20 protein-coding genes and 2 pseudogenes are annotated in these 22,873 nt (G+C 36.8%); all 22 read left to right on the top strand.

Translation table 11 applies throughout. The features are described 5' to 3' along the window. Positions 1–21: 21 nt before the first annotated feature. Positions 22–1,392, top strand: a complete 1,371-nt coding sequence (locus AC3E7H_RS08395) for a sugar transferase (protein ID WP_490676380.1) — start codon at positions 22–24, stop codon at positions 1,390–1,392. Positions 1,393–1,395: 3 nt separating this feature from the next. After that, on the top strand, positions 1,396–1,845 hold the full coding sequence (gene pssD / locus AC3E7H_RS08390) for a PssD/Cps14F family polysaccharide biosynthesis glycosyltransferase (RefSeq protein WP_070460308.1): 450 nt from the start codon (positions 1,396–1,398) through the stop codon (positions 1,843–1,845). Continuing rightward, positions 1,845–2,351 (top strand): glycosyltransferase, encoded by a 507-nt coding sequence (locus AC3E7H_RS08385; RefSeq protein ID WP_070460306.1) that lies wholly within the window; start codon positions 1,845–1,847, stop codon positions 2,349–2,351. Before pssD ends, AC3E7H_RS08385 begins: the two co-directional genes overlap by 1 nt. Positions 2,352–2,655: 304 nt before the next feature. Then, positions 2,656–3,555 carry a beta-carotene 15,15'-monooxygenase gene (locus AC3E7H_RS08380; protein WP_490676379.1) on the top strand — a complete coding sequence of 300 codons (900 nt, stop codon included), beginning with the start codon at positions 2,656–2,658 and terminating at the stop codon, positions 3,553–3,555. After that, positions 3,545–4,573, top strand: coding sequence for a glycosyltransferase family 2 protein (locus tag AC3E7H_RS08375; RefSeq protein ID WP_070460302.1), 1,029 nt, complete (start codon positions 3,545–3,547; stop codon positions 4,571–4,573). The genes AC3E7H_RS08380 and AC3E7H_RS08375 overlap by 11 nt, the downstream gene beginning before the upstream one ends. Positions 4,574–4,580: 7 nt before the next feature. After that, positions 4,581–5,537 (top strand): glycosyltransferase family 2 protein, encoded by a 957-nt coding sequence (locus tag AC3E7H_RS08370; protein ID WP_070460300.1) that lies wholly within the window; start codon positions 4,581–4,583, stop codon positions 5,535–5,537. 15 nt (positions 5,538–5,552) lie between these two features. Beyond that, positions 5,553–6,473 (top strand): capsular polysaccharide synthesis protein, encoded by a 921-nt coding sequence (locus AC3E7H_RS08365; protein WP_070460298.1) that lies wholly within the window; start codon positions 5,553–5,555, stop codon positions 6,471–6,473. Then, positions 6,466–7,929 (top strand): flippase, encoded by a 1,464-nt coding sequence (locus AC3E7H_RS08360; RefSeq protein WP_070460296.1) that lies wholly within the window; start codon positions 6,466–6,468, stop codon positions 7,927–7,929. The genes AC3E7H_RS08365 and AC3E7H_RS08360 overlap by 8 nt, the downstream gene beginning before the upstream one ends. Continuing rightward, entirely contained in the window at positions 7,913–9,052 is a 1,140-nt protein-coding gene (locus AC3E7H_RS08355) for a CDP-glycerol glycerophosphotransferase family protein (RefSeq protein WP_070460293.1), read from the top strand. Before AC3E7H_RS08360 ends, AC3E7H_RS08355 begins: the two co-directional genes overlap by 17 nt. 38 nt (positions 9,053–9,090) lie before the next feature. After that, positions 9,091–9,325: pseudogene (locus tag AC3E7H_RS08350) on the top strand (adenylyltransferase/cytidyltransferase family protein); the annotation flags it as partial. A gap of 48 nt (positions 9,326–9,373) precedes the next feature. Then, positions 9,374–9,763: pseudogene (locus tag AC3E7H_RS08345) on the top strand (sugar nucleotide-binding protein); the annotation flags it as partial. Between the two features lie 242 nt (positions 9,764–10,005). Next, the gene (gene ftsA / locus AC3E7H_RS08340; RefSeq protein ID WP_490676378.1) at positions 10,006–11,379 is read left to right on the top strand and encodes a cell division protein FtsA; all 1,374 of its coding nucleotides are present in this window, start codon (positions 10,006–10,008) and stop codon (positions 11,377–11,379) included. Positions 11,380–11,396: 17 nt separating this feature from the next. Next, positions 11,397–12,653 carry a cell division protein FtsZ gene (gene ftsZ / locus AC3E7H_RS08335; RefSeq protein WP_414260794.1) on the top strand — a complete coding sequence of 419 codons (1,257 nt, stop codon included), beginning with the start codon at positions 11,397–11,399 and terminating at the stop codon, positions 12,651–12,653. A gap of 5 nt (positions 12,654–12,658) precedes the next feature. Continuing rightward, positions 12,659–13,330, top strand: a complete 672-nt coding sequence (locus tag AC3E7H_RS08330) for a YggS family pyridoxal phosphate-dependent enzyme (RefSeq protein ID WP_075227282.1) — start codon at positions 12,659–12,661, stop codon at positions 13,328–13,330. A 9-nt stretch (positions 13,331–13,339) separates the two neighbouring features. Further along, a complete protein-coding gene (locus AC3E7H_RS08325) occupies positions 13,340–13,891 on the top strand; it encodes a cell division protein SepF (RefSeq protein WP_490676377.1) in 552 nt (183 codons plus the stop codon). After that, positions 13,891–14,154 (top strand): YggT family protein, encoded by a 264-nt coding sequence (locus AC3E7H_RS08320; RefSeq protein WP_490676376.1) that lies wholly within the window; start codon positions 13,891–13,893, stop codon positions 14,152–14,154. The genes AC3E7H_RS08325 and AC3E7H_RS08320 overlap by 1 nt, the downstream gene beginning before the upstream one ends. Beyond that, entirely contained in the window at positions 14,151–14,936 is a 786-nt protein-coding gene (locus AC3E7H_RS08315) for a YlmH family RNA-binding protein (RefSeq protein ID WP_485766245.1), read from the top strand. Before AC3E7H_RS08320 ends, AC3E7H_RS08315 begins: the two co-directional genes overlap by 4 nt. Before the next feature lie 8 nt (positions 14,937–14,944). Continuing rightward, on the top strand, positions 14,945–15,199 hold the full coding sequence (locus AC3E7H_RS08310) for a DivIVA domain-containing protein (RefSeq protein WP_490676375.1): 255 nt from the start codon (positions 14,945–14,947) through the stop codon (positions 15,197–15,199). A gap of 16 nt (positions 15,200–15,215) precedes the next feature. Then, positions 15,216–16,001, top strand: coding sequence for a DivIVA domain-containing protein (locus tag AC3E7H_RS08305; protein ID WP_490676374.1), 786 nt, complete (start codon positions 15,216–15,218; stop codon positions 15,999–16,001). Between the two features lie 256 nt (positions 16,002–16,257). After that, positions 16,258–19,050 carry an isoleucine--tRNA ligase gene (gene ileS / locus AC3E7H_RS08300; protein ID WP_490676373.1) on the top strand — a complete coding sequence of 931 codons (2,793 nt, stop codon included), beginning with the start codon at positions 16,258–16,260 and terminating at the stop codon, positions 19,048–19,050. 267 nt (positions 19,051–19,317) lie between these two features. Beyond that, positions 19,318–20,484, top strand: a complete 1,167-nt coding sequence (locus tag AC3E7H_RS08295) for an IS110 family RNA-guided transposase (protein ID WP_490676372.1) — start codon at positions 19,318–19,320, stop codon at positions 20,482–20,484. A 630-nt stretch (positions 20,485–21,114) separates the two neighbouring features. Further along, positions 21,115–22,873: lectin-like domain-containing protein (locus AC3E7H_RS08290; protein WP_490676371.1), on the top strand; the 1,759-nt coding region annotated here is incomplete at its 3' end.

The following is a 22,873-nucleotide window of genomic DNA, read 5'->3' as shown; positions in this document are numbered from 1 at the left end:
AATGAAGTTAGGGAGTCCAGTATGGAAGGAAGGGTTTTCTACAATGTAACTCTGGCATTCTTACAGAGTATACTTGTTAGTGTATTAGCTTATATACTGATTGCAATTTCAGAAACTGATATTGTTCCAAATACAGTATTCGTCTTATTTTTTCTTCACTTTGCAGCCTTCTACATTAGTGATTATGGTAAAGATTTTTTCAAACGAGGCCAGTATGTTGAGCTAGTAGAAACGATTAAATACATCCTCTTTTATGCCTTGTTGATTAGTTTTTCAAGTTTCTTCTTAAAAGAAAAATTTGTGATTTCTAGACGAGGGATGCTCTATTTACTTTCTTTGTATGGTGTTTTGAATTATCTCCTCTGTTTCTTTTTGAAGCGTTATTGGAAAACCTTTAACCATAATTTGAAGAGCAGTCGTAATATTTTGTTGATCACAGCGACATCACGTACTGAAAAAGTGTTGGACCGTTTGTTAACCGCTAACGATGTTCAAGGGAAACTGGTTGCAGTCAGTGTTTTAGACATGTCAGACTTTACTCATGAAAAGGTGACGGTTGTTCCGAGGGAACAGTTGATCTCTTATGCAACGCACGAGGTAGTGGATGAAGTCTTTGTCAATCTTCCAAGTGAAGACTACGACATTGGAGCCATTATTTCTCAGTTTGAAACCATGGGAATCGCTGTCACAGTCAATCTCAATGCTTTCGACAAAAACTTAGGTCGTGATAAACAAATTCATGAGATGGCGGGTTTGAACGTAGTGACATTTTCTACAAATTTTTACAAGCCTAGTCATGTGATTGCCAAACGCATCCTTGATATTTGTGGAGCTATTGTTGGGTTGATCCTTTGTGGCATTGCTAGTCTATTTTTAGTTCCATTGATTCGTAAAGATGGCGGACCTGCAATTTTTTCACAAACTCGTGTCGGAAAAAATGGTCGTCACTTTACCTTTTATAAATTCCGCTCGATGCGAGTCGATGCTGAAGCAATCAAGGAACAGTTGATGGATCAAAATACCATGCAAGGTGGTATGTTTAAGATCGATAACGATCCTCGAGTGACTAAGATCGGACAATTTATCCGAAAAACTAGCTTGGATGAATTGCCACAATTTTGGAATGTTCTGATCGGAGATATGAGTTTAGTTGGCACACGTCCACCAACTGTAGATGAGTACGAAAAGTACACACCTGAGCAAAAACGTCGTCTCAGCTTCAAACCTGGTATTACAGGTTTGTGGCAAATTAGTGGTCGAAGTGAAATTACAAACTTCGATGAGGTTGTTAAGTTGGATGTGGCTTATATCGATGATTGGACCATCTGGAAAGATTTTGAAATATTGCTAAAAACTGTAAAAGTTGTGTTGATGAGAGATGGAGCGAAGTAAGGAATGAAAGTATGTCTAGTTGGATCTAGTGGAGGTCATTTAGCTCATTTATATTTGTTGAAACCTTTTTGGAAAGATAAAGAAAGATTTTGGGTTACTTTTGATAAGGAGGACGCTAGGAGTTTACTCTCTGAGGAAGTTTTATATCCCTGTTATTATCCAACCAACCGTAATATCAAAAATTTAGTGAGAAATACTTTTCTTGCCTATAAGATATTAAAGAAAGAGAGACCAGACGTAATTATTTCCTCTGGTGCTGCTGTCGCTGTTCCTTTCTTTTACATTGGAAAGCTTTTTGGATCAAAGACAGTTTATATAGAGGTGTTTGATAGAATCGATGCTCCGACAGTGACTGGGAAACTTGTTTATCCAGTCACTGACAGGTTCATTGTCCAATGGGAGGAAATGAAAAAAGTATACCCAAAAGCAATTAACCTAGGAGGAATATTCTAATGATTTTTGTGACTGTAGGTACACACGAACAACAATTTGATCGCTTGATCAAAGAAGTTGATCGTCTAAAAAAAGAAAATCTTATTCAAGATGAGGTCTTTATTCAGACAGGATATTCCAATTATATTCCGAAATACTGTGAGTGGGAAAAGATAATTTCTTATGAAAAAATGAATCAAATGATTGAGGAATCGGATATTATTATTACTCATGGGGGACCAGCAACGTTTATGGGGGTTATTGCTAAAGGTAAAGTTCCTATAGTTGTTCCAAGACAAAAAAAATTTGGAGAGCATGTGAATGACCATCAGATGGAATTTGTTGAGAAAGTATTAAATATCTATAATTTAACAGTCATTACAAATATAAGCAATCTTATGTCAGGTATTTCTAAAATAAATGAACAACAAGGTAAATCTTTGAAAACTAATAATAACCTATTTATGGAGAACTTTATAGATATGATTGACGATTTAATGGGGACAAGTAATGTTAAGGACGAATAAGTTTATAAATATTTGTATCAAGTTGCTATTCATATATTCGTTATGTAGTGAGTTAGTATATTCCTATTTTTCTTCATCGCTATTGCTTACGATACCAGATGTATTGCTACTAGTATCGGCTTTATTTGTTGTATTTGATTCCTATTCTTTGGGCAAGATTAAAATAAAAAATCCTCATGTCAGCATAGTCTTTTTTATTTTCTTAATACTATTTTTATTAATTAGTTTTAGTTGGGGAAATCTCAATGTATATGAATTCGTTGCAAGAATCAGATATATACTAGGAGCATTTCTAGTTTATTACATGACGAACAGTTATTTAGATGACAGAACTTTTTCATCTTTAATTGATACTGCTTACGTTTTACAGATATTTAATTTATTGTTAGTTTTATACCAGCATTTAGGATTACATTTACATCCAGATTTTACCAATGGTATTTTTGGTTTTACTAATTATGCAAACGGAATTCAAGGATTCTATTGTTTAGCTCTATGTGTTTTGTCTATTGTGTATTATTTATATGGCAAATGGGACGCTATGAAGTCGCTATTTTTGATTGCTATTTCCTGTATAATATGTGCATTGGCAGAAATAAAGATTTTTTTCGTTATTCTCATATTCTCTATTTTCCTAATTTTCATATTTCAAAAGTCAAAAAAAGTTAAAAAGTTACGTATAATTAGTGCAACTGCAGGAATATCTCTTCTTTTTTTGGTTGCCTACAAAATTATTGAAATGGTTTTACCTGATAATTTGTATACCTTTTTTAATGTTACAAAGGCATTATCCTATGAAAACAGAACGGAATTTGCAGGACGAACCAATACTATTTCCTTCTTATGGGATAACTTGTTCTATCATGATTATGTTAGTGCCATATTTGGAAAAGGTTTGGGGTCATACTCTGTTAATTATATCTATGAACTGGGTAAAATGCTTGCAGATGGTGGTTTTATTTCTGTAGTCCTTCTTTATTTATTCTTGTTATCATTATTTATAAGAGGAACTTTTACTAGAGATAAAGAGATGCAATGTGAAAGATTAATTGTATCCATAATAGCTTTTGTAGTGATGGTGAGCATTGTTGTGTGGAATAGTACGTTTACGAGGTCTACCTATATTGTGTTTTTCTTTCTTGGGTTAGGTAATGTTGCTTATAAGTCTACTAAATTAATCAGAGGAGATTTAGATGAAAATTGAAATATCAGTGGTGATACCAGTATACAATGCCGAAAAAACTATTAAAAATTGTGTTGATAGTGCCCTAAAGCAAAATTTAGAATCTCTTGAAGTGATTTTAGTGAATGATGGGTCTAACGATTCTACAGCAGAAATTTTGAACCAGTACGATAGTAATTCAAAGGTTAAGATTTTTCATCAGCTTAATAAAGGGGTATCTGCTGCTAGAAATAAGGGGTTATCTCATGCTAGTGGAGAGTATGTTTTTTTTCTAGATTCAGATGATGTTTTAGATGAAGGTATGCTTAATAAAATGTGTCAATTTGCAAAAAATAATAAAATTGATCTCTTATCTTGTTGGCATAAAGAACCTGCTACAACTCAATACGGTGGAAACGAGAACAAGTCAACTTCATTTATTGCACGTACAAGAGAAGAAATAGGTGCTCATTTTGTTGATATCTTTCCGAGAAGTGTTTGTGCTAAACTGTTTCTTCGTAAAGTAATTGAAGAAAATAATATTACTTTTTCGACTGAGATGTCACTCGGTGAAGATATGTCATTTGTGTATCAATACTTAATGGTTTCTAAAAGTATTGGAGTTGTTGATGGGGTGTATTATAATATTCAAAATGTAAATCCGCAGTCGTTATCTAAGCGCTATGTGCAGAACATTGAAAATTCCCTGATAATTCAGAACCAGATATGGAATCAACTGTTGGAAGTTTATCCTAAAATTGAGGAGAACTACTATAAGCAACATATGGATTTTAGATTTTACCTTGCTAGCTTGTATGTAAATAATTTATTTAAATTTGATTCTCCGTATTCACCAAAAGAAAAACTAGACCAAATTACTCAACAATTAAAAAGGTATAGATTATTTTTAGATGAAAAAGTAAGCAAAGAAAAGATGCCTAAAAATATAAATGAGATGATTGTTTTTTATTTGCTAAAATTAAAAATTCCAGTGTTGATCTATTCTTTTTACTTATTTAAAGAGTGGTGGAAGAGAAGAAAATTTAAAAATGAAGGATAAATAAGTTATGGAAGATTTGGTAAGCATTGTTGTTCCAGTCTATAACGTGGAAAATTATTTAAAAAAATCAATTGAAAGTATTTTAAATCAGACTTATAAAAATATCGAGATTTTATTGGTTGATGACGGAAGTACAGATAGTAGTGGGCAAATTTGTGATTCATTTAGTAAAGTTGATCCTAGAATAAGAGTATTTCATAAAGCAAATGGAGGTTTATCAGATGCTCGGAATTTTGGGATTAAGCAAATGGAAGGGCGATATGTAGCATTTATTGATAGCGATGATTACATATCTAAGGACTATGTCTGGAAGTTATATTCTTCTATAAAGAATAATGATTCCGAGGTATCGATTTGTTCTTTTTCGTTAGTTGATGAAAAAGGGGAAAAAATAAAAGATGAGCTATTGGATTCTGGAGAAGAATGCTTGTCCGGTAAACAAATATTAGAAAAAGTATTAACAGCAGATGGCTATCGCTATGTGGTTGCGTGGAATAAGCTTTATCGTTCAACTTTATTTGAAAAGTTTCAATTTAAAATAGGCAAGTTATATGAAGATGAATTTCTAAATTATCCTCTTTTTTGGGAATGCCAAAAGGTATCAATTGTTGAGGAACCATTATATTTATATGTTCAACGAGAAGGAAGTATAGTCCAAAGTAATATGACTTTAGAGAAAATAAAAATGAAGGATGAGATGCATACTTCACGTATTGAGTTTTATTCAGATAAGGGGCATTCCTTTTTGCACGAAAAAGCGTGTCAACAGTATTGTAATTGGATCGTTACAACGACTACCAATCACAGAAATGTTTTGAATCCTACTTTTGCAAAGTATTTACAGAGACAGTTTAGAAAGTTTGCTAAGTATACACAAAACAATGATGCGAGACTAATTGTGCAGAATATTTTAGGATTTATAGATATTCGTTTAGCAGCTTATGTGAAATCAAAAGTAATGTAGAGTATAGGAAACATAATGATAGAAAAAATTTTAGATTCTATAAAAAATCATTCTTTTTATAGTAAATTGAAGAATAAAATTCATAGAATCATTCCACTATATATTATAAATAATCAAAATATAGCTTTTCAACAAGACACAGATACAGCATACAGAAAGCTAAAGCAACAGTTTAGCTATATTTCGTTGACTGAAAATGAGCTTAAATCTCAAATGGAATTTTCAAATAAAGTTTGGATTTGTTGGTTTCAGGGAGAAGAGTATGCTCCAGAGTTAATTAAAACATGTATTCAATCAATGAGGACTCAACTTCAAGGAAGAGAAATCATTGTATTGACAGAAGAAAATATAAGTGATTATACGGAGATTCCAGACTATATTATTGAGAAATACAAAAAAGGATGGATTTCTCGTGCGCATTACTCTGATATCCTTCGGATAGAGCTCCTATGCCGCCATGGTGGATTATGGGTGGATGCAACTGTGTTGAATACTGGAGGAGATTTTACAAATCTTGAATTACCCCTTTTTGTATATAAATCGTTAGATTTATCACGGAAGGATTCCCAAGCCATTGTTGCGTCAAGTTGGTTAATTTCAGCTTATAGTGATCATCCTATATTACTGTATACGAGAAAACTTCTCTGGGAATATTGGAAGAGAAATAATAGTTTATGTAATTATTTTTTATTTCACATATTCTTTACAATTGCTACGGAACATTATCCAGCAGAATGGGCAGCTGTCCCTACCTTTAATAATCATTCTCCTCACACACTTCACTTTGAGTTAAATAATCAATTTTCGGAAAAACGATGGGAACAAATAAAAAATATATCAGTGTTTCATAAATTAAACCATCACCTTGATTATTCTAGTGGTGTGGATACCTTTTATAAGTTTATAATATCTTCGAAAGTTGAGACAAATGAGTAATAAGATTAGTAAAAATTTAGCTTATAATATGGGATATCAGTTGATTGGTATTGCTGTTCCTTTAATAACTTCTCCCTATTTATCACGAGTATTAGGTGCTGAAAATCTAGGTATTCATTCTTTTACGATGTCAGTTGCACTTTACTTTATGATGTTCATGCTTCTGGGAATTGCAAATTACGGAAATAGAACAATTGCGACTGTTAAACGAGAAGGAGAAGATACTCTATCAAAAACATTTTGGAGTATCTATTCTATCCAGTTAATAATGTCTATTCTGGTCACTATAGCTTATATTGCTTATCTATATTTTGGGGCAGTACATTACAAGGTTATTGCAATATTACAACTCTTTTTATTGTTGTCAAATGCTGTTGATATTACTTGGTTTTTCTATGGATTAGAAAATTTTAAACAAATCGTTTTTAGGAACACATTAGTTAAACTTTTAGGATTATTTTTAATTTTTTTATGTGTACGTCAAAGTACAGATTTATGGAAGTATACATTTATAAATGGGTCAGTGACTTTAGTTGGTCAACTTTTACTATGGGGAAAATTAAAAGGAATATTGTCTTGGAAAAAGATTCAATTGAAGGAATTATTACCTCATATTAAACCAATTTTAATTCTTTTTATTCCTGTACTAGCCATTAGTATTTTTACTAATATGGATAAATATATGCTTGGTTTAATGGTTGATGTAAGGCAGGTTGGATTTTATGACAATGCAGGTAGAATTATTGAAATTCCTAAAGCTTTGATTGCGGCCTTAGGGGCTGTGATGTTGCCGAGAACTTCCTATTTACTAGCAGAAGGACAAGAAGAAAAGAGTAAATACTACATAGAAGTAACAATTTTATACGTGATGATTATTTCTAGTGTATTGATGTTTGGACTAATATCGGTTTCTGATATTTTTTCTATTATATTTTGGGGAGAAGAATTTCTTGAATCAGGTAGATTAATTGCGGCTATGTCTCCAGCTGTTGTTTTTTCTGTTTTAGGAAATATTATTAGAACTCAGTATTTGATTCCTAGAGCTAAGGATAAAGATTATGTGGCATCTCTAATTGCAGGAGCCGTTGTAAATCTAGTGCTAAACTGTTTTTTTATAAAACCTTTTGGAGCAATGGGAGCTACAGTAAGTACAGTGTTGGCAGAATTTGTATTGTCTGGAATGCAATTTTGGTCAGTGAGAAGAGATTTAGATTTAAAAAGATATTTGAAAAACGGTTTGATATTCTACCTATTCGGTCTAGTTATGTACCTGGTTATTATGGTAGTCAAAACTCATTTACCATACAATATAATGAGTCTTATTTTCCTAATTGTTTTGGGTGGAATAGTATATGTTGTTTTTTGTTGCTGCTATATTTTAATGTCAAGAAACTTACATTTTAAGTTATTGAGGGAAAAAATCAAACGAAAGATTGGATATGAAAAGATATTATAAATTATTTTTAAAAAGATTAATGTTTTACCCATTTAGTTGGTTACCTCTAAATAAAAGAAAGCTGGTATTTGACAACTTTGGTGGTCGAGGATATGGGGACAATCCAAAGTATATTGCTGATGAACTATTAAAGCAGGATAAGAATCTTGATATAGTTTGGTTAACAAAGGATATGAGTACTTCTGTACCTGATGGGATTAGAAAGGTACGATATGGAAGTTGGAGAGCTTTTTTGGAGTGTAGTACAGCTAAAGTTTGGGTTGATAATATCAGAAATTCTGATCGTCCTTGGAAAAGAAAAAAGCAAATCTACTTACAGACTTGGCATGGTTCTTATGGAGTGAAACTAGTTGAGCAGGACGTAGAATCAACACTTTCAAAATCCTATCTCATAATGGCAAAATACGATGGTAAGATATCTGATGGAATCATTTCTAGTTGCCAATTGCAAACAGAACAGTTTAAAAAATCATTTTGGCTAAATGATAATGTTGATGTTTTGGAATATGGTTTACCAAGAAATGATGATTTCTTTCATAGTGAGAAAATAACCCACTTAAACCAAATCGTTAGAGATAGATATAGTATCTCTTTAGATGAACTAGTTGTTTTATATATGCCTACTTTTAGGGATGATGGATCAACAAAAGCGTATAATCTTGATTATGATAAGGTAATCAATTCGTTTCAAAAATTCTATAATAAAAAAGTTAGAGTGTTGATTCGTTTTCATCCAAATGTTGATAATACATTTTTTAAAAATGATGATGAAAGATTGATTAATGTGACAGACTATCCGGATCCTCAGGATTTGATGTTTGCAGCTGATATTATGATTTCAGACTATTCATCAGCACCGACCGATTTCATGCTGTTAAATAGAGTCATATTTTTGTATATGCCAGATTATGAAGAGTATACAAAATTAAGACCTCTAAATCAGGATTTTAATAATCTTCCATTTATTAAATGTTATACAAATCTTGAATTAGTTGAACAAATTTCTAGATTTTCAAAAATTGATTATTATAAATGTGTCAATGACTATAAGTTAAAGAATAGACAATTTGATGACGGAAATGCTGCAATGAAGAGTGCAGAGTGGATAGTAAATCAATTATAAAGAAATTAAAAATGAGAAATATGGTATGCTAAAGTACGATTACTAAAATTTTTGATTTGCTCCATTATTGGGATATTAATTTATTAAAAAAGTAAAGCAGTTGGGTGACTATTCAATTGTTGTTTCAAGTGATGAGTTCAATTTAGAAGAAAAGAATAAAGTATGCTACTTTAATTATGAACATAGAGAAATAAGTTGAAACGATACGATATGTAGATCTAGTTATATCTGAAACTAGTTGGTAACAAAAAATCAAATGTAAAAGAGTATCATAGTGTACATGTTTGAGTTTGATTGGGTGGTGAAAAAAGATAATCTGAAAATTACGGCAAAAACTTCGTCTTCACGATGCAAAATCTTGCTAAAACTCATAAAACCTTGACAGTTGTAAATGATCAACATGGTCGACCAACCTGGACGCGTACCTTGGCCGAGTTCATGACTTTCCTAGCTGAAAATCGCAAGGAATTTGGTTATTATCATTTGTCAAATGATGCGACGGAAGACACAACTTGGTATGACTTTGCAGTTGAAATTTTGAAGGATACAGATGTCGAAGTCAAGCCAGTGGACTCAAGCCAATTTCCTGCCAAAGCTAAACGTCCACTAAACTCAACAATGAGCCTTGCAAAAGCCAAAGCTACTGGGTTTGTCATCCCAACTTGGCGAGATGCCTTGAAAGAATTTTACAAACAAGACCTTAAAAAATAGCCTTACTGGAGGCCAAAATGTATACAGAAAGAGAGAGCAGAGAGATTCTCTTTCTTTTTTTGTTTACTCATATATGCAATCGTCGAATAATTATAAAAATTCAAGAAAAAGCTTGTTTAAATGTTAGAAAATTCGAGCACGAATGTTTTTTTTGTGTTATAATATTTTGTGAGTAGTTATGCCTTGGTGTAGCTATTAAAAATAGAAGTGTGAAACTGGGAAGATAGAGAGGACGCAGTGTAATGACTAGAAATGGTTTTTTTACAGGCTTAGATATCGGGACTAGCTCTATTAAAGTGTTGGTTGCAGAGCTTGTAAATGGTGAAGTAAATGTAATTGGCGTAAGCAATGCCAAAAGTAAAGGTGTCAAAGATGGGATTATCGTTGACATCGAAGCAGCAGCGACTGCTATTAAGTCTGCAATTTCTCAAGCAGAAGAAAAAGCAGGAATTTCAATCAAGTCTGTAAACGTTGGTTTGCCAGCTAATTTGCTACAAGTGGAGCCAACTCAAGGCATGATTCCAGTGACATCAGATACAAAAGAAATTACGGATCAAGATGTCGAAAATGTGGTCAAATCAGCCTTGACTAAAAGTATGACTCCAGACCGTGAAGTTATCACCTTTATTCCAGAGGAATTTGTCGTTGATGGATTCCAAGGAATTCGTGATCCTCGCGGGATGATGGGTGTGCGTTTGGAAATGCGCGGTCTCTTGTACACTGGCCCACGTACGATCCTCCACAATCTTCGTAAAACTGTTGAGCGTGTAGGCGTTCAAGTCGATAACGTGATTATTTCACCTCTTGCAATGGTTCACTCTGTCTTGAATGAAGGTGAACGTGAGTTTGGTGCGACTGTTATCGACATGGGTGGTGGCCAAACGACTGTTGCCACTATTCGCAACCAAGAACTTCAATATACAAATGTCAACCAAGAGGGTGGCGATTATGTCACAAAAGACATTTCAAAAGTTCTCAAGACTTCTAAGAAAATTGCAGAAGGTCTAAAACTGAACTATGGGGAAGCTTATCCACCGCTAGCTAGCAAGGAAACATTCCAAGTTGAAGTGATCGGTGAAGTTGAGCCAGTTGAAGTGACTGAAGAATACTTGGCTGAGATTATTTCAGCAAGACTTAAGCACATTTTTGAGCAAATTAAGCAAGACTTGGAAAGACGTCACCTGTTAGACTTGCCAGGAGGTATTGTCTTAATTGGTGGGAATGCCCTTCTTCCAGGTGTCGTTGAATTGGCCCAAGAAGTATTTGGAGTACGCGTTAAGTTATTCGTACCAAATCAAGTAGGTATTCGCAATCCTGCTTTTGCCCATGTCATCAGCTTGTCAGAATTTGCGGGTAGTCTTACTGAAGTGAATATTTTGGCCCAACGAGCAATTCGAGGTGACGAAAGTTTACGCCACCAACCGATTGACTTTAGAAGTTCAGCTCAACCAGTTGCACCTGTTTCTCCACGACCAGTTTTTAATACAGTGACAACTCCTGAGCCTGAAACAACTCAATCTGTTGAACCAGTAGCTCCTCTTCAATCAGAAGAAAAGAGCAAAGGTAAATTAACAGATCGTTTCCGTAGCTTGATTGGAAGCATGTTTGACGAATAAAATAGAGGAATATAAATATGACATTTTCATTTGATACAGCAGCAGCACAAGGTGCAGTAATTAAAGTAATCGGTGTCGGCGGCGGTGGTGGAAATGCCATCAACCGTATGGTTGACGAAGGCGTTTCTGGCGTTGAATTTATCGCAGCCAACACAGATGTACAAGCTTTGAGCAGTACAAAAGCTGAGACAGTTATCCAGCTCGGCCCTAAATTGACTCGCGGACTTGGTGCAGGAGGTCAACCTGAAGTTGGTCGTAAAGCTGCAGAAGAAAGCGAAGAAGTATTGACAGAAGCGATCAGCGGTGCTGACATGGTCTTCATCACTGCTGGTATGGGTGGTGGTTCTGGTACAGGTGCTGCACCAGTTATCGCTCGTATTGCAAAAAGTCTTGGTGCTTTGACAGTCGGTGTTGTAACTCGTCCATTTGGTTTTGAAGGAAGCAAACGTGGACAATTTGCCATCGAAGGGATTAACGAACTTCGTGAGCATGTTGATACACTCTTGATTATCTCAAACAACAACTTGCTAGAAATCGTTGACAAGAAGACTCCACTTCTTGAAGCATTGAGTGAAGCAGACAACGTTCTTCGTCAAGGTGTTCAAGGGATTACAGATTTGATTACAAATCCTGGTTTGATCAACTTGGACTTTGCAGACGTTAAGACTGTTATGGCCAATAAAGGAAATGCCCTTATGGGGATTGGTATCGGTAGCGGTGAAGAACGTGTTGTAGAAGCTGCTCGTAAAGCAATCTACTCACCACTTCTTGAAACAACTATCGATGGAGCAGAAGATGTGATTGTCAACGTAACTGGTGGCTTGGACTTGACTTTGATTGAAGCTGAAGAAGCATCAGAAATTGTGAACCAAGCAGCTGGTCATGGTGTTAACATCTGGCTTGGAACATCTATCGATGAGACAATGAAAGACGAAATCCGCGTGACTGTTGTTGCAACAGGAGTACGTCAGGATAAAGTTGAGAAAGTTGTAACTGCTCAACCACGTCAAGCAGCACATCGTGAACCTGCTCGAACTAGCCATGCACAAACTTTTGACCGTAATTTTGATATGGCTGATACAGCAGAAATTCCAACTCCAAGTTATCGCCGTCAAGAAGCGCCAAAGACATCGGCTTTTGGTGACTGGGACTTGAGACGCGATGCCATTGTTCGTCAAGGAGAACCAGTTGTTTCTCCAGTGGAACGCTTTGAAGTTCCAGCGGCAACAGATGAAGATGAGTTGGAAACACCACCATTCTTTAAAAATCGTTAATGAAGATGAATTTAAAAGAAAATACGAACCTTGTTTTTCAACAGATATCGAATGCAGTTCAGGAAGCCGGTCGTGAAAACGATTCGGTTTCTGTGATTGCGGTGACCAAATATGTAGATGTTGAAACAGCCTCAGCTTTGGTTTCGCAAGGAGTGCAACACATTGGTGAGAATCGTGTTGATAAATTTCTTGACAAGTATCATGCTCTGAGTGATAAGAATCTTACCTGGCATTTGATCGGAACCTTACAGAGACGTAAAGTCAAGGAAGTGATTTCTTATGTGGATTATTTTCATGCTTTAGATTCCTTAAAGCTAGCTCAGGAAATTCAAAAACGAGCGGACCACAAGATTAAGTGCTTTTTGCAAGTAAATATCTCTAAGGAAGAAAGTAAGCACGGTTTTTCGAAAGAAGAATTGTTAGCCCTCTTACCTGAACTTTCAGAATTAGACCAGATTGAGTATGTAGGTCTGATGACCATGGCTCCATTTGAAGCAACTAGTCAAGAATTACTAGAGATATTTAAAGAAACGCAAGAATTGCAAAAAACCATTCAAGAAAAACATCTCCCCAATATGCCGATGACAGAACTAAGTATGGGTATGAGTCGAGACTTCAAAGAAGCGATTCAATGTGGTTCAACTTTCGTTCGAATCGGTACAGCATTTTTTAAATAGGAAATAACCATGTCACTAAAAGATAAATTTGATAAGTTTATAGATTATTTCACTGAAGATGGAGAAGAGGTGGCACCAAGCGTTGCTGAATTAAAGTCTGAACAAACCTTAACTTCAGTTTCGACTCCAAAGGAAGAACTCCCACGAGCTCAACAGTTACCACAATCTTCACAAGTGAATGCTAAAGAGAAAAATATTACGCGCCTTCATGCTCGTCAGCAAGAGTTGGCGATGCAGAGCCATCGTAGCACAGAAAAGGTAACTATTGATGTTCGTTATCCTCGTCGCTACGAAGATGCAACAGATATCGTTGATTTGTTGGCAGGTAACGAAAGTATTCTAATTGACTTCCAATATATGACTGAAGTACAAGCGCGCCGCTGTCTAGATTACTTAGATGGAGCTCGTCATGTGCTAGCTGGTGAATTAAGAAAGGTTGCAAATACTATGTATCTTTTGACACCAGTAGGAGTTGTGGTTAATATTGAAGACATTCGCTTGCCTGATGGTTCTCACGGTGAAGAGTTTGATTTTGATATGAAGAGAAATCGAGTGAAATAATGATTTTTCTAATTCGTTTTATACAGAATGCTGCAACTATCTATTCATGGATACTTGTAGCTTTTGCTCTATTATCTTGGTTTCCCAATGCCTATGATACAGCACTAGGTCGTTTGTTAACTAGCTTAGTCAAACCGATCCTTCAACCCTTGAGACGTTTGCCACTAAGGGTTGGTGTCTTTGATCTTACAGTTTGGGTGGCTGTCATTTTAGTTCATTTAGTCGGTAACTATTTGATCCGTTTTCTTTTAATACTAGCATGAGAAAAGATATTTATCAGCATTTCTCAGTCGAGGATATTCCTTTCATTGATAAGGGACTGGAGTGGCTTAGGCAGGTTGAAGAGCACTACGCTCCCATCCTAACTCCCTTTATCAACCCCCATCAGGTCTTTATTTTAAAGACATTGGGGAATCATCATGGGATTCAAGTTTTTTCAAGCAATGATTTTGTGCCTAGTGAGTATAGTCGTGTGCTTCTTGCACCAGATTATTTCATACCGACTTTGGCGGATTTTGAAATGGAATTGCTTGAGATTGTTTATTCTAGTAAGTTTGACCAATTGACTCATTCCAAGATTTTAGGAACCGTTCTGAATCGTTTGGGAATCGATCGCAAGTTATTTGGTGATATATTAGTTACGGAGAATAGAGCGCAAATCATTGTGGACCAAAAATTCACTTCTCTCTTTCAAGATGGGATTCAAAAGATTGCTAGATTGCCTGTTAAACTAGAAGTCGTATCTTTTGAAGAATTGGTAGAAGCTGAGAGTGATTATCAGGAAAAGGAAGTTTTGGTTCCGAGTATGCGCTTGGATGCTTTCTTGTCAAATGTTCTGAAATTGTCTCGCTCTCAAACAGCTGATTTATTAGAAAGAAAGTTTGTTCAGGTAAATTACCATCTGGTTGAAAAATCTGACTATCAAGTTAAGTTAGGTGATTTAGTAAGCGTTAGACGCTTTGGACGGATTATCTTACTCAAAGAAAATGGTCAAACCAAAAAAGATAAGAAAAAAATAACAGTCCAATTACTACTAAGTAAGTGAGAAGAAACATGTCGATTACACCACAGGAAATTATTGATAAAGCTTTCTCCATTAAATTCAGAGGCTATAATAAGGAAGAAGTTGACGAATTTTTGGATAAGATTTATTTTGACTATGAGGAACTAGTCCGTTACAAGGATGAAACTGAAGTCTATATCAAAAGATTAGAAGAATGTCTTTCGTCTTTTACTACTGATTTTCCTAAGAGATCAGTGACAAACGAGCAAGAACCAGAACCATTGATTGATTCTATTTTTTATTAAGTAAGTGAGGAAAAATATGCCAATTACATCGTTAGAAATCAAGGATAAAACCTTTAGTACCAAGTTTAGAGGTTTTAATCCTGAAGAAGTTGATGAATTTCTAGATATTGTTGTTCGTGATTATGAAACGCTTGTTCGTAGTAACCATGAAAAAGAGCAACACATTAAAAATTTAGAGGAACGTTTGTCTTATTTTGATGAGATTAAGGAGTCATTGAGCCAGTCTGTATTGATTGCTCAAGATACTGCAGAACGTGTCAAACAAGCTGCCAATGAACGCTCTCAAAATATCCTTAAACAGGCTGAACAAGATGCCCAGCGTCTGCTTGATGAAGCTAAGTATAAGGCTAATGAAATCTTGCGTCAAGCTACGGATAATGCTAAGAAGGTTGCAGTAGAGACAGAAGAATTAAAGAATAAGAGCCGTGTCTTCCATCAACGTTTGAAATCTACGATTGAGAGTCAATTGGCCATTGTAGACTCTTCTGACTGGGAAGAAATTTTACGTCCGACAGCAACTTACCTTCAAACAAGTGACGAAGCTTTTAAAGAAGTTGTCGGAGAAGTTTTGGGTGAAGATGTAACTGGATATCATGATGAAGAACCAATTGATATGACTCGTCAGTTTTCACCAGAGGAAGTAGCAGAGCTCCAAGCTCGCATTGAAGCAGCTAATCGAGAATTGGCTGAATCACAAAAAGAAACAGTTCCAGATACTGCTAGCTCAGTAGTAGAAGGAGTCGTTTCTTCAAACCAAGATTCTCAACCAACACCCTTGACAGAATCTATTGATCTTTTATAAGAAAGAAAATCTGAGAACAAGATCTAACCAAACATATTTACAGCGAGTAGGCGATGGTGGAAGTCCTACAATCCCTGTTGATTAGATTATCCTCTCAAGTTATCAAGTCTGAAGTTAGTAGGATTTGACGTTCCCCACGTTACGGGAAAAGAGGGAGAAAGACTTGTTCTTTTTCCGAACAAAGGTGGTACCACGATTTTCGTCCTTTTTAGCGAGTCGTGGTTTTTATTTTGTCTATATAAAAAAAGGAGATATCATGAAACTCAAAGAAACTTTAAATCTTGGGAAAACTGACTTCCCAATGCGTGCAGGCCTTCCAACCAAAGAGCCAGTTTGGCAAAAAGAATGGGAAGAAGCAAAATTGTACCAACGCCGTCAAGAATTAAATGAAGGAAAACCTCATTTCACTCTTCATGATGGCCCTCCATACGCTAACGGAAATATCCACGTTGGTCATGCTATGAACAAGATTTCAAAAGATATCATTGTTCGTTCTAAGTCTATGTCAGGATTCTACGCACCATACATCCCAGGTTGGGATACACACGGACTACCAATCGAGCAAGTTTTGGCAAAACAAGGTGTCAAACGTAAAGAGATGGATTTGGTTGAATACTTGAAACTTTGCCGTGAATACGCTCTTTCTCAAGTAGATAAACAACGCGAAGACTTCAAACGTTTAGGTGTTTCTGGTGACTGGGAAAATCCATATGTAACTTTGACCCCTGACTATGAAGCAGCGCAAATTCGTGTCTTCGGTGAGATGGCTAACAAAGGCTATATCTACCGTGGTGCCAAGCCAGTTTACTGGTCATGGTCATCTGAGTCAGCTCTTGCTGAAGCAGAGATTGAATACCACGATTTGGTATCAACATCACTTTACTATGCCAATAAGGTCAAGGATGGCAAAGGTGTGTTAGACACTGATACTTACATCGTTGTCTGGACAACAACTCCATTTACTATCACTGCTTCTCGTGGTTTGACTGTTGGTGCAGATATTGATTACGTTTTGGTTCAACCTGCTGGTGAAACTCGTAAGTTTGTGGTTGCTGCTGAATTGTTGAACAGCTTGTCTGAGAAATTTGGCTGGGCTGATGTTCAAGTTTTAACAACTTACCGTGGTTCAGAATTGAACCATATCGTGACAGAACACCCATGGGATACTGCAGTAGATGAACTCGTTATCCTTGGTGACCACGTTACAACTGACTCAGGTACAGGTATCGTCCATACAGCTCCTGGTTTTGGTGAGGACGACTACAATGTTGGTGTGGCTAATGGTCTTGAAGTTGCTGTGACAGTTAACGAACGCGGAATCATGATGGCTAATGCTGGCGCTGAGTTTGAAGGCCAATTCTATGATAAGGTTGTTCCAACGGTTATCGAAAAACTTGGTGATTTGCTTCTTGCTCAAGAAGAAATTTCTCACTCATACCCATTTGACTGGCGTACGAAAAAACCAATCATCTGGCGTGCAGTGCCACAATGGTTTGCCTCAGTTTCAAAATTCCGTCAAGAAATCCTGGATGAAATTGAAAAAGTGAAATTCCATTCAGAATGGGGTAAAGTCCGTCTTTACAACATGATTCGTGACCGTGGTGACTGGGTTATCTCTCGTCAACGTGCTTGGGGTGTTCCACTTCCGATCTTCTATGCTGAAGACGGCACACCAATCATGACAGCTGAAACGATTGAGCATGTAGCTCAACTCTTTGAAGAGCATGGTTCCATCATCTGGTGGGAACGTGATGCTAAAGACCTCTTGCCAGAAGGATTTACACATCCAGGTTCACCAAATGGTGAGTTCAAGAAAGAAACAGACATCATGGACGTTTGGTTTGACTCAGGTTCATCATGGAATGGTGTCGTGGTTAACCGACCGGAACTCAAATACCCAGCTGACCTCTACCTTGAAGGTTCAGACCAATACCGTGGTTGGTTCAACTCTTCACTTATCACATCTGTGGCGAACCATGGTGTGGCACCATACAAACAAATCTTGTCACAAGGATTTGCTCTTGATGGTAAAGGTGAAAAGATGTCTAAATCTCTTGGAAATACCATTGCTCCAAGCGATGTTGAGAAACAATTTGGTGCTGAAATCTTGCGTCTCTGGGTAACAAGTGTTGACTCAAGCAACGACGTGCGTATCTCTATGGATATCTTGAGCCAAGTCTCTGAGACTTACCGTAAGATCCGTAATACCCTTCGTTTCTTGATTGCTAACACTTCTGATTTTAACCCAGCTGAGGATGCAGTAACTTACGAAGAACTTCGTTCAGTTGATAAGTACATGACCATCCGCTTTAACCAGCTTGTTAAGACCATTCGTGATGCTTATGCCAACTTTGAATTCTTGACCATCTACAAGGCGCTTGTTAACTTTATCAACGTTGATTTGTCTGCCTTCTACCTTGATTTTGCCAAAGATGTTGTCTACATCGAGGGTGCCAAATCACTTGAACGCTGTCAAATGCAAACTGTCTTCTACGATATCCTGGTGAAAATCACCAAACTCTTGACACCAATCCTTCCTCACACTGCAGAAGAAATCTGGTCATATCTTGAGTTTGAAGCTGAAGACTTCGTTCAATTATCAGAATTGCCAGAAGCTCAAACATTTGCTAACCAAGAGGAAATCTTGGACACATGGGCAGCCTTCATGGACTTCCGTGGTCAAGCTCAAAAAGCCTTGGAAGAAGCTCGTAATGCCAAAGTAATTGGTAAATCCCTTGAAGCTCATTTGACAGTTTATCCAAACGAAGTCGTGAAAACTCTTCTTGGAGCTGTTGATAGCAATGTAGCTCAACTCTTGATCGTCTCAGAATTGACTATCGCAGAAGGACCAGCTCCAGAAGGTGCAGTAGCCTTTGAAGATGTGGCCTTTACAGTTGAACGCGCTGCAGGTGAAGTATGTGATCGTTGCCGTCGTATCGATCCAAGTACAGCAGAACGTAGCTATAACGCAACCATCTGTGACCACTGTGCAAGTATCGTTGAAGAAAACTTTGCGAACGCAGTGGCTGAAGGCTTTGAAGTGAAATAAATTTATATACTGGAGGTTGGGACAGACAGCCATGACGACATAGCCGTCACCCACAGAAACATGAAAATAAAGACAAGAGCCCTCATTTAGAAGTATAATCTAAGTGAGGGCTTTGTGGTTGATAATTTCTTGAATATCACTTTCGCGGGACAAACTAATCCACTCTACCGACGAGTACCCCAAAATATCGCCTTGAGCATGAGTATAAAAATACGACAACGTTATCGGTAGACAAGCTCTCTGACTTTATAAATGGAGGGAATCACAATGGATGTTCTCTATCAATCTTGTGCAGGTATTGATGTCCATCAAGCTACTGTTGTGGTTTGTATTCTACATGGGCCGCTCACTTCTACTCGTCCAAAGCGTGAAATGACTCAGTTTGATACAACGACAAAAGGATTAAAAGCCTGTCATGATTTTCTCACTCAATTTCATGTAGAAGCCGTCGGCATGGAAAGCACAGGAGTTTACTGGAGACCTGTCTGGCATGAACTCTGTGATGACTTTGAACTCATCCTAGCACAGCCTGCTCATATGAAAGCTATTCCAGGTCAAAAAACAGATAAGAAAGATGCTCACTGGATTGCCCAATTAACACGAATCGGCCTGCTCCCTCGCAGTTTCGTTCCTGATGAAACCATTCAAGAATTGAGAGAGCTAACACGACAACGGAAACACTATGTAGAGAGCCGTAATCGTGAGACCAATCGGATCCATAAAATCCTCCAATCAGGAGGTATTAAGCTGACAACCTACATAGAAGATATCATGGGTGCTTCTGGTCGAAACTTACTGCAGCTGCTTATTGATGAGACGCCCCTTACCCCAAGAATGATCCATCAATCTGTTTATACCAGTTTGAAAAGAAAAGTTCCCCAACTCCTTGAGGCACTTGATGGGTACTTTTCGGCTCATCATCGTTTTATGTTAGGTCAGTCCTTAGAGATTTACGATTTTTATCAAAAACAAATCGATTGTTTGGAAGAGCGTATAAACGGCTATCTAAATCTCTATGAGAGACCAGTGGAAATCCTAGATTCTATTCCTGGTATGGATCTTATTACAGCCTCTGTGATCATAGCGGAAATTGGGGTAGACATGAGCCAGTTTCCAACAGCTGGACATCTCGCTTCCTGGGCTGGTTTGTGTCCTGGAAATAATGAAAGTGCCGGTAAAAAGAGGAGCACAAAAATCAGACATGGCAATTCCTATTTAAAAAGGTGTCTCTGTCAAGCAGTTTTTGCGGCAAAAAGACAAAAAGGAAGTCCACTAGCAGAGCGTTATTACCAAATTCAAAGTAGGAGAGGACCGCAAAAAGCAACTATTGCACTCGCACATCAACTTCTTAAAATAGCTTATATCCTTTTGAAAGAAAATCTCACTTATCAGGAGTTTGTGCTACAAAAAAGGCTACTAGAGACGAGCCAGTAGCCTAATACAATTTTTTCACCTTCATTATATCACAAGGGGAGTCTTTTTGCGCTCTTTTGAGTTTTCGTATAAGAAATCGGTAATTCGTTAGAATTCGATTTCGTCGTCCCACCTCCGCACAGTTGAGTAGGGCTGTAAAAGCTGATGAAATCAGCGTAGTAGAGTCCACTCAACCACTGCGTCTTGCTCGACAATCCAAAGACAATTGAGAGGCTAGGACTTTTTGTCCCAGCCTCTTTTTTATGAAGTAAATACTGTTTTAATGTTAAATAGAAGAAGCAACTATTTCTCTAGCATAAAAGCATGGTCATTGATTATAAAAAATATGTACATTATTACAAAATAATCAAAAAATAAAAATTTAAAAAACATAAAATACAAACAATGTATAAATGCCAATATTTTCAATGATTTTCAAAATTTACAAAGGGTATTTTCATTTTTAAAAAATCTAATTTTACTTAAAAACACTTGAATTTATTAGTTAAGAGTGCTATTAAAGCTCTCTTTTTATAGAAAATGATATTTTTTTAAAAAAGAACACAAATAATTTGAATCTTTATAGCAAATAAGTTATACTAAAGAAGTATGTAAAATACACTATAGCAAACATAAGAAGGAGAATACGTAATGTATTTTAATCGTAAAAATGCGGAACAGAAGAACTGGCGGATGATCAAAAAAGGAAAACATTTCCTGTTTGGTTGTTCGCTTGTATTTGCAATTGGGGCAGCTTTGGTGGCTCCGTCAGTCAAAGCAGATACAGTAGAAGCTAATCCAGAAGCAGGTTCTACAACAGAAGGGATTAAGCCAGTTGTAGCTGAGGAGGATGTCACTTATGCAGCACCAGCTGTCGAAGTAGCTCCATCAACACTAGCTGCTCCAGATACAGTAGTGACTGAGGAAAAAGCTGAAAAACCAGTTGCAACTACTGAAAATTCTAAGGAAGAAGCAGTAGCAACAACCACAGTTTCCGTTGATAAGTCTCAACTAGAAGCTGTTTTGGCACAAGCTAAAGCTAAAAGCTTGGAAGGTCAAGAAGCTTCAGTTAAAGCTGAAGTAGCAGTTGCAATTGCAGAAGCAGAAGCATTAGTTGCGAACGGTTCAGCAAGCCAAGAAAAAGTAAACCAAAGTGTTGAACGTTTGACTCAAGCTGTGGCAAGTGTGAAGGAAGTTACTGAAGCAGTAGCTGAAACAACAAAAGCAGCAGCTGAAGCAACTACAGAATCTTCAGCAACTCCTAAAGTCAGAAACCGACGTGCTGTTGAAGGTTCAGTACGTTCAGTGGATGAGACTAACCTGCAAAGAGCGGTAGTTACTAAAGAAAACTTTGAAAGTTTCTTCCAAGAAGGTGGAACTGCTACATATGATAAATCAACAGGTACTATTAAGTTGACAGATGACGTTTCAGGTCAAGTTGGTAGTGCTTACCTTCGTTTTAAAATCAACTCTGGACAACCCTTCACCTTCACTGGTAAAGTTGATATCGGTAATAAATATGAAGGCAAAACTGATGCAGATGGCCGCCCAGGTGGTGATGGAGTCGGTTTCGTCTTCCATACAGGTAAGGTAGATACTATTGGACAATCTGGAGCGTCTATTGGTATGGGAACTATCAAAAATGCCTTTGGTTTCAAACTGGACTCATGGCATAACACCTCTAATCCAAATGCCGCCCAAAATGCATCAGCCGATCCAAAATATAGCTATCGTCGAATAAATGGAAAGTTTGAGTATGAGCAAAATGCCTTTGGTGCCTTTTATTCATCAAATGCTGCAGGAAAAGTAACGACTGTAGGTGATGCGAAAGCATTAAATCCAAATCCAAATGGCCAATGGGTAGACTTTAAAATTGAATATGATAGCAAAAAAAACTTTACAGTAACCTATGGCTCACAAACTTGGACAACAAACTTATCAAAAGCTAACACTAGCATCATGACAACTGACGCTAAGAATGCCTTGACTAGAAATAATCCAACCTTTGCCCTTTCGTTCTTAGGAAGTACAGGTTCTGGTACCAACTTGCAACGTGTTCAGATTGAAAGATTTGAATTTACAGCACCACAAATCGTCCACATGAAGTTTGTTGACGTGAGTGGTAATGAAATTGAAGCAAGTAGTGCGATTCCAGGTGATGAAAATGAGGTTGTTAACCTTAGCACCCAAAACAAAAAAATTGCTGCAGTCGAAGCTAAAGGTTATAAATTAAAGAGAATCGACCATAGCCAAGCACGTTACTACAATGAAGACAACAACACAGTTACCCTTAAACCAGGTGGACAGTTGTTGACTTATATATTTGAAGAAAAAGATACTAAAGCCCCAGATGCACCAAAAGTAAACGAAGTTAAAGCAGGTGACACAGCAGTAACAGGTACAGCTGAAG

The organism is Streptococcus sp. SCPM-O-B-15304 (M98) (assembly GCF_058200215.1).
The sequence above is the reverse complement of the archived record's forward strand: the minus strand, read 5'-3'. Positions and strand labels throughout refer to the sequence as shown.

What these genes read in the sequence shown, in the direction of transcription:
- AC3E7H_RS08395 (WP_490676380.1), top strand. Translation starts at nt 22, where the DNA reads ATGGAAGGAAGGGTTTTCTACAATGTAACTCTGGCATTCTTACAGAGT.
- pssD (WP_070460308.1), top strand. Translation starts at nt 1,396, where the DNA reads ATGAAAGTATGTCTAGTTGGATCTAGTGGAGGTCATTTAGCTCATTTA.
- AC3E7H_RS08385 (WP_070460306.1), top strand. Translation starts at nt 1,845, where the DNA reads ATGATTTTTGTGACTGTAGGTACACACGAACAACAATTTGATCGCTTG.
- AC3E7H_RS08380 (WP_490676379.1), top strand. Translation starts at nt 2,656, where the DNA reads ATGACGAACAGTTATTTAGATGACAGAACTTTTTCATCTTTAATTGAT.
- AC3E7H_RS08375 (WP_070460302.1), top strand. Translation starts at nt 3,545, where the DNA reads ATGAAAATTGAAATATCAGTGGTGATACCAGTATACAATGCCGAAAAA.
- AC3E7H_RS08370 (WP_070460300.1), top strand. Translation starts at nt 4,581, where the DNA reads ATGGAAGATTTGGTAAGCATTGTTGTTCCAGTCTATAACGTGGAAAAT.
- AC3E7H_RS08365 (WP_070460298.1), top strand. Translation starts at nt 5,553, where the DNA reads ATGATAGAAAAAATTTTAGATTCTATAAAAAATCATTCTTTTTATAGT.
- AC3E7H_RS08360 (WP_070460296.1), top strand. Translation starts at nt 6,466, where the DNA reads ATGAGTAATAAGATTAGTAAAAATTTAGCTTATAATATGGGATATCAG.
- AC3E7H_RS08355 (WP_070460293.1), top strand. Translation starts at nt 7,913, where the DNA reads ATGAAAAGATATTATAAATTATTTTTAAAAAGATTAATGTTTTACCCA.
- ftsA (WP_490676378.1), top strand. Translation starts at nt 10,006, where the DNA reads ATGACTAGAAATGGTTTTTTTACAGGCTTAGATATCGGGACTAGCTCT.
- ftsZ (WP_414260794.1), top strand. Translation starts at nt 11,397, where the DNA reads ATGACATTTTCATTTGATACAGCAGCAGCACAAGGTGCAGTAATTAAA.
- AC3E7H_RS08330 (WP_075227282.1), top strand. Translation starts at nt 12,659, where the DNA reads ATGAATTTAAAAGAAAATACGAACCTTGTTTTTCAACAGATATCGAAT.
- AC3E7H_RS08325 (WP_490676377.1), top strand. Translation starts at nt 13,340, where the DNA reads ATGTCACTAAAAGATAAATTTGATAAGTTTATAGATTATTTCACTGAA.
- AC3E7H_RS08320 (WP_490676376.1), top strand. Translation starts at nt 13,891, where the DNA reads ATGATTTTTCTAATTCGTTTTATACAGAATGCTGCAACTATCTATTCA.
- AC3E7H_RS08315 (WP_485766245.1), top strand. Translation starts at nt 14,151, where the DNA reads ATGAGAAAAGATATTTATCAGCATTTCTCAGTCGAGGATATTCCTTTC.
- AC3E7H_RS08310 (WP_490676375.1), top strand. Translation starts at nt 14,945, where the DNA reads ATGTCGATTACACCACAGGAAATTATTGATAAAGCTTTCTCCATTAAA.
- AC3E7H_RS08305 (WP_490676374.1), top strand. Translation starts at nt 15,216, where the DNA reads ATGCCAATTACATCGTTAGAAATCAAGGATAAAACCTTTAGTACCAAG.
- ileS (WP_490676373.1), top strand. Translation starts at nt 16,258, where the DNA reads ATGAAACTCAAAGAAACTTTAAATCTTGGGAAAACTGACTTCCCAATG.
- AC3E7H_RS08295 (WP_490676372.1), top strand. Translation starts at nt 19,318, where the DNA reads ATGGATGTTCTCTATCAATCTTGTGCAGGTATTGATGTCCATCAAGCT.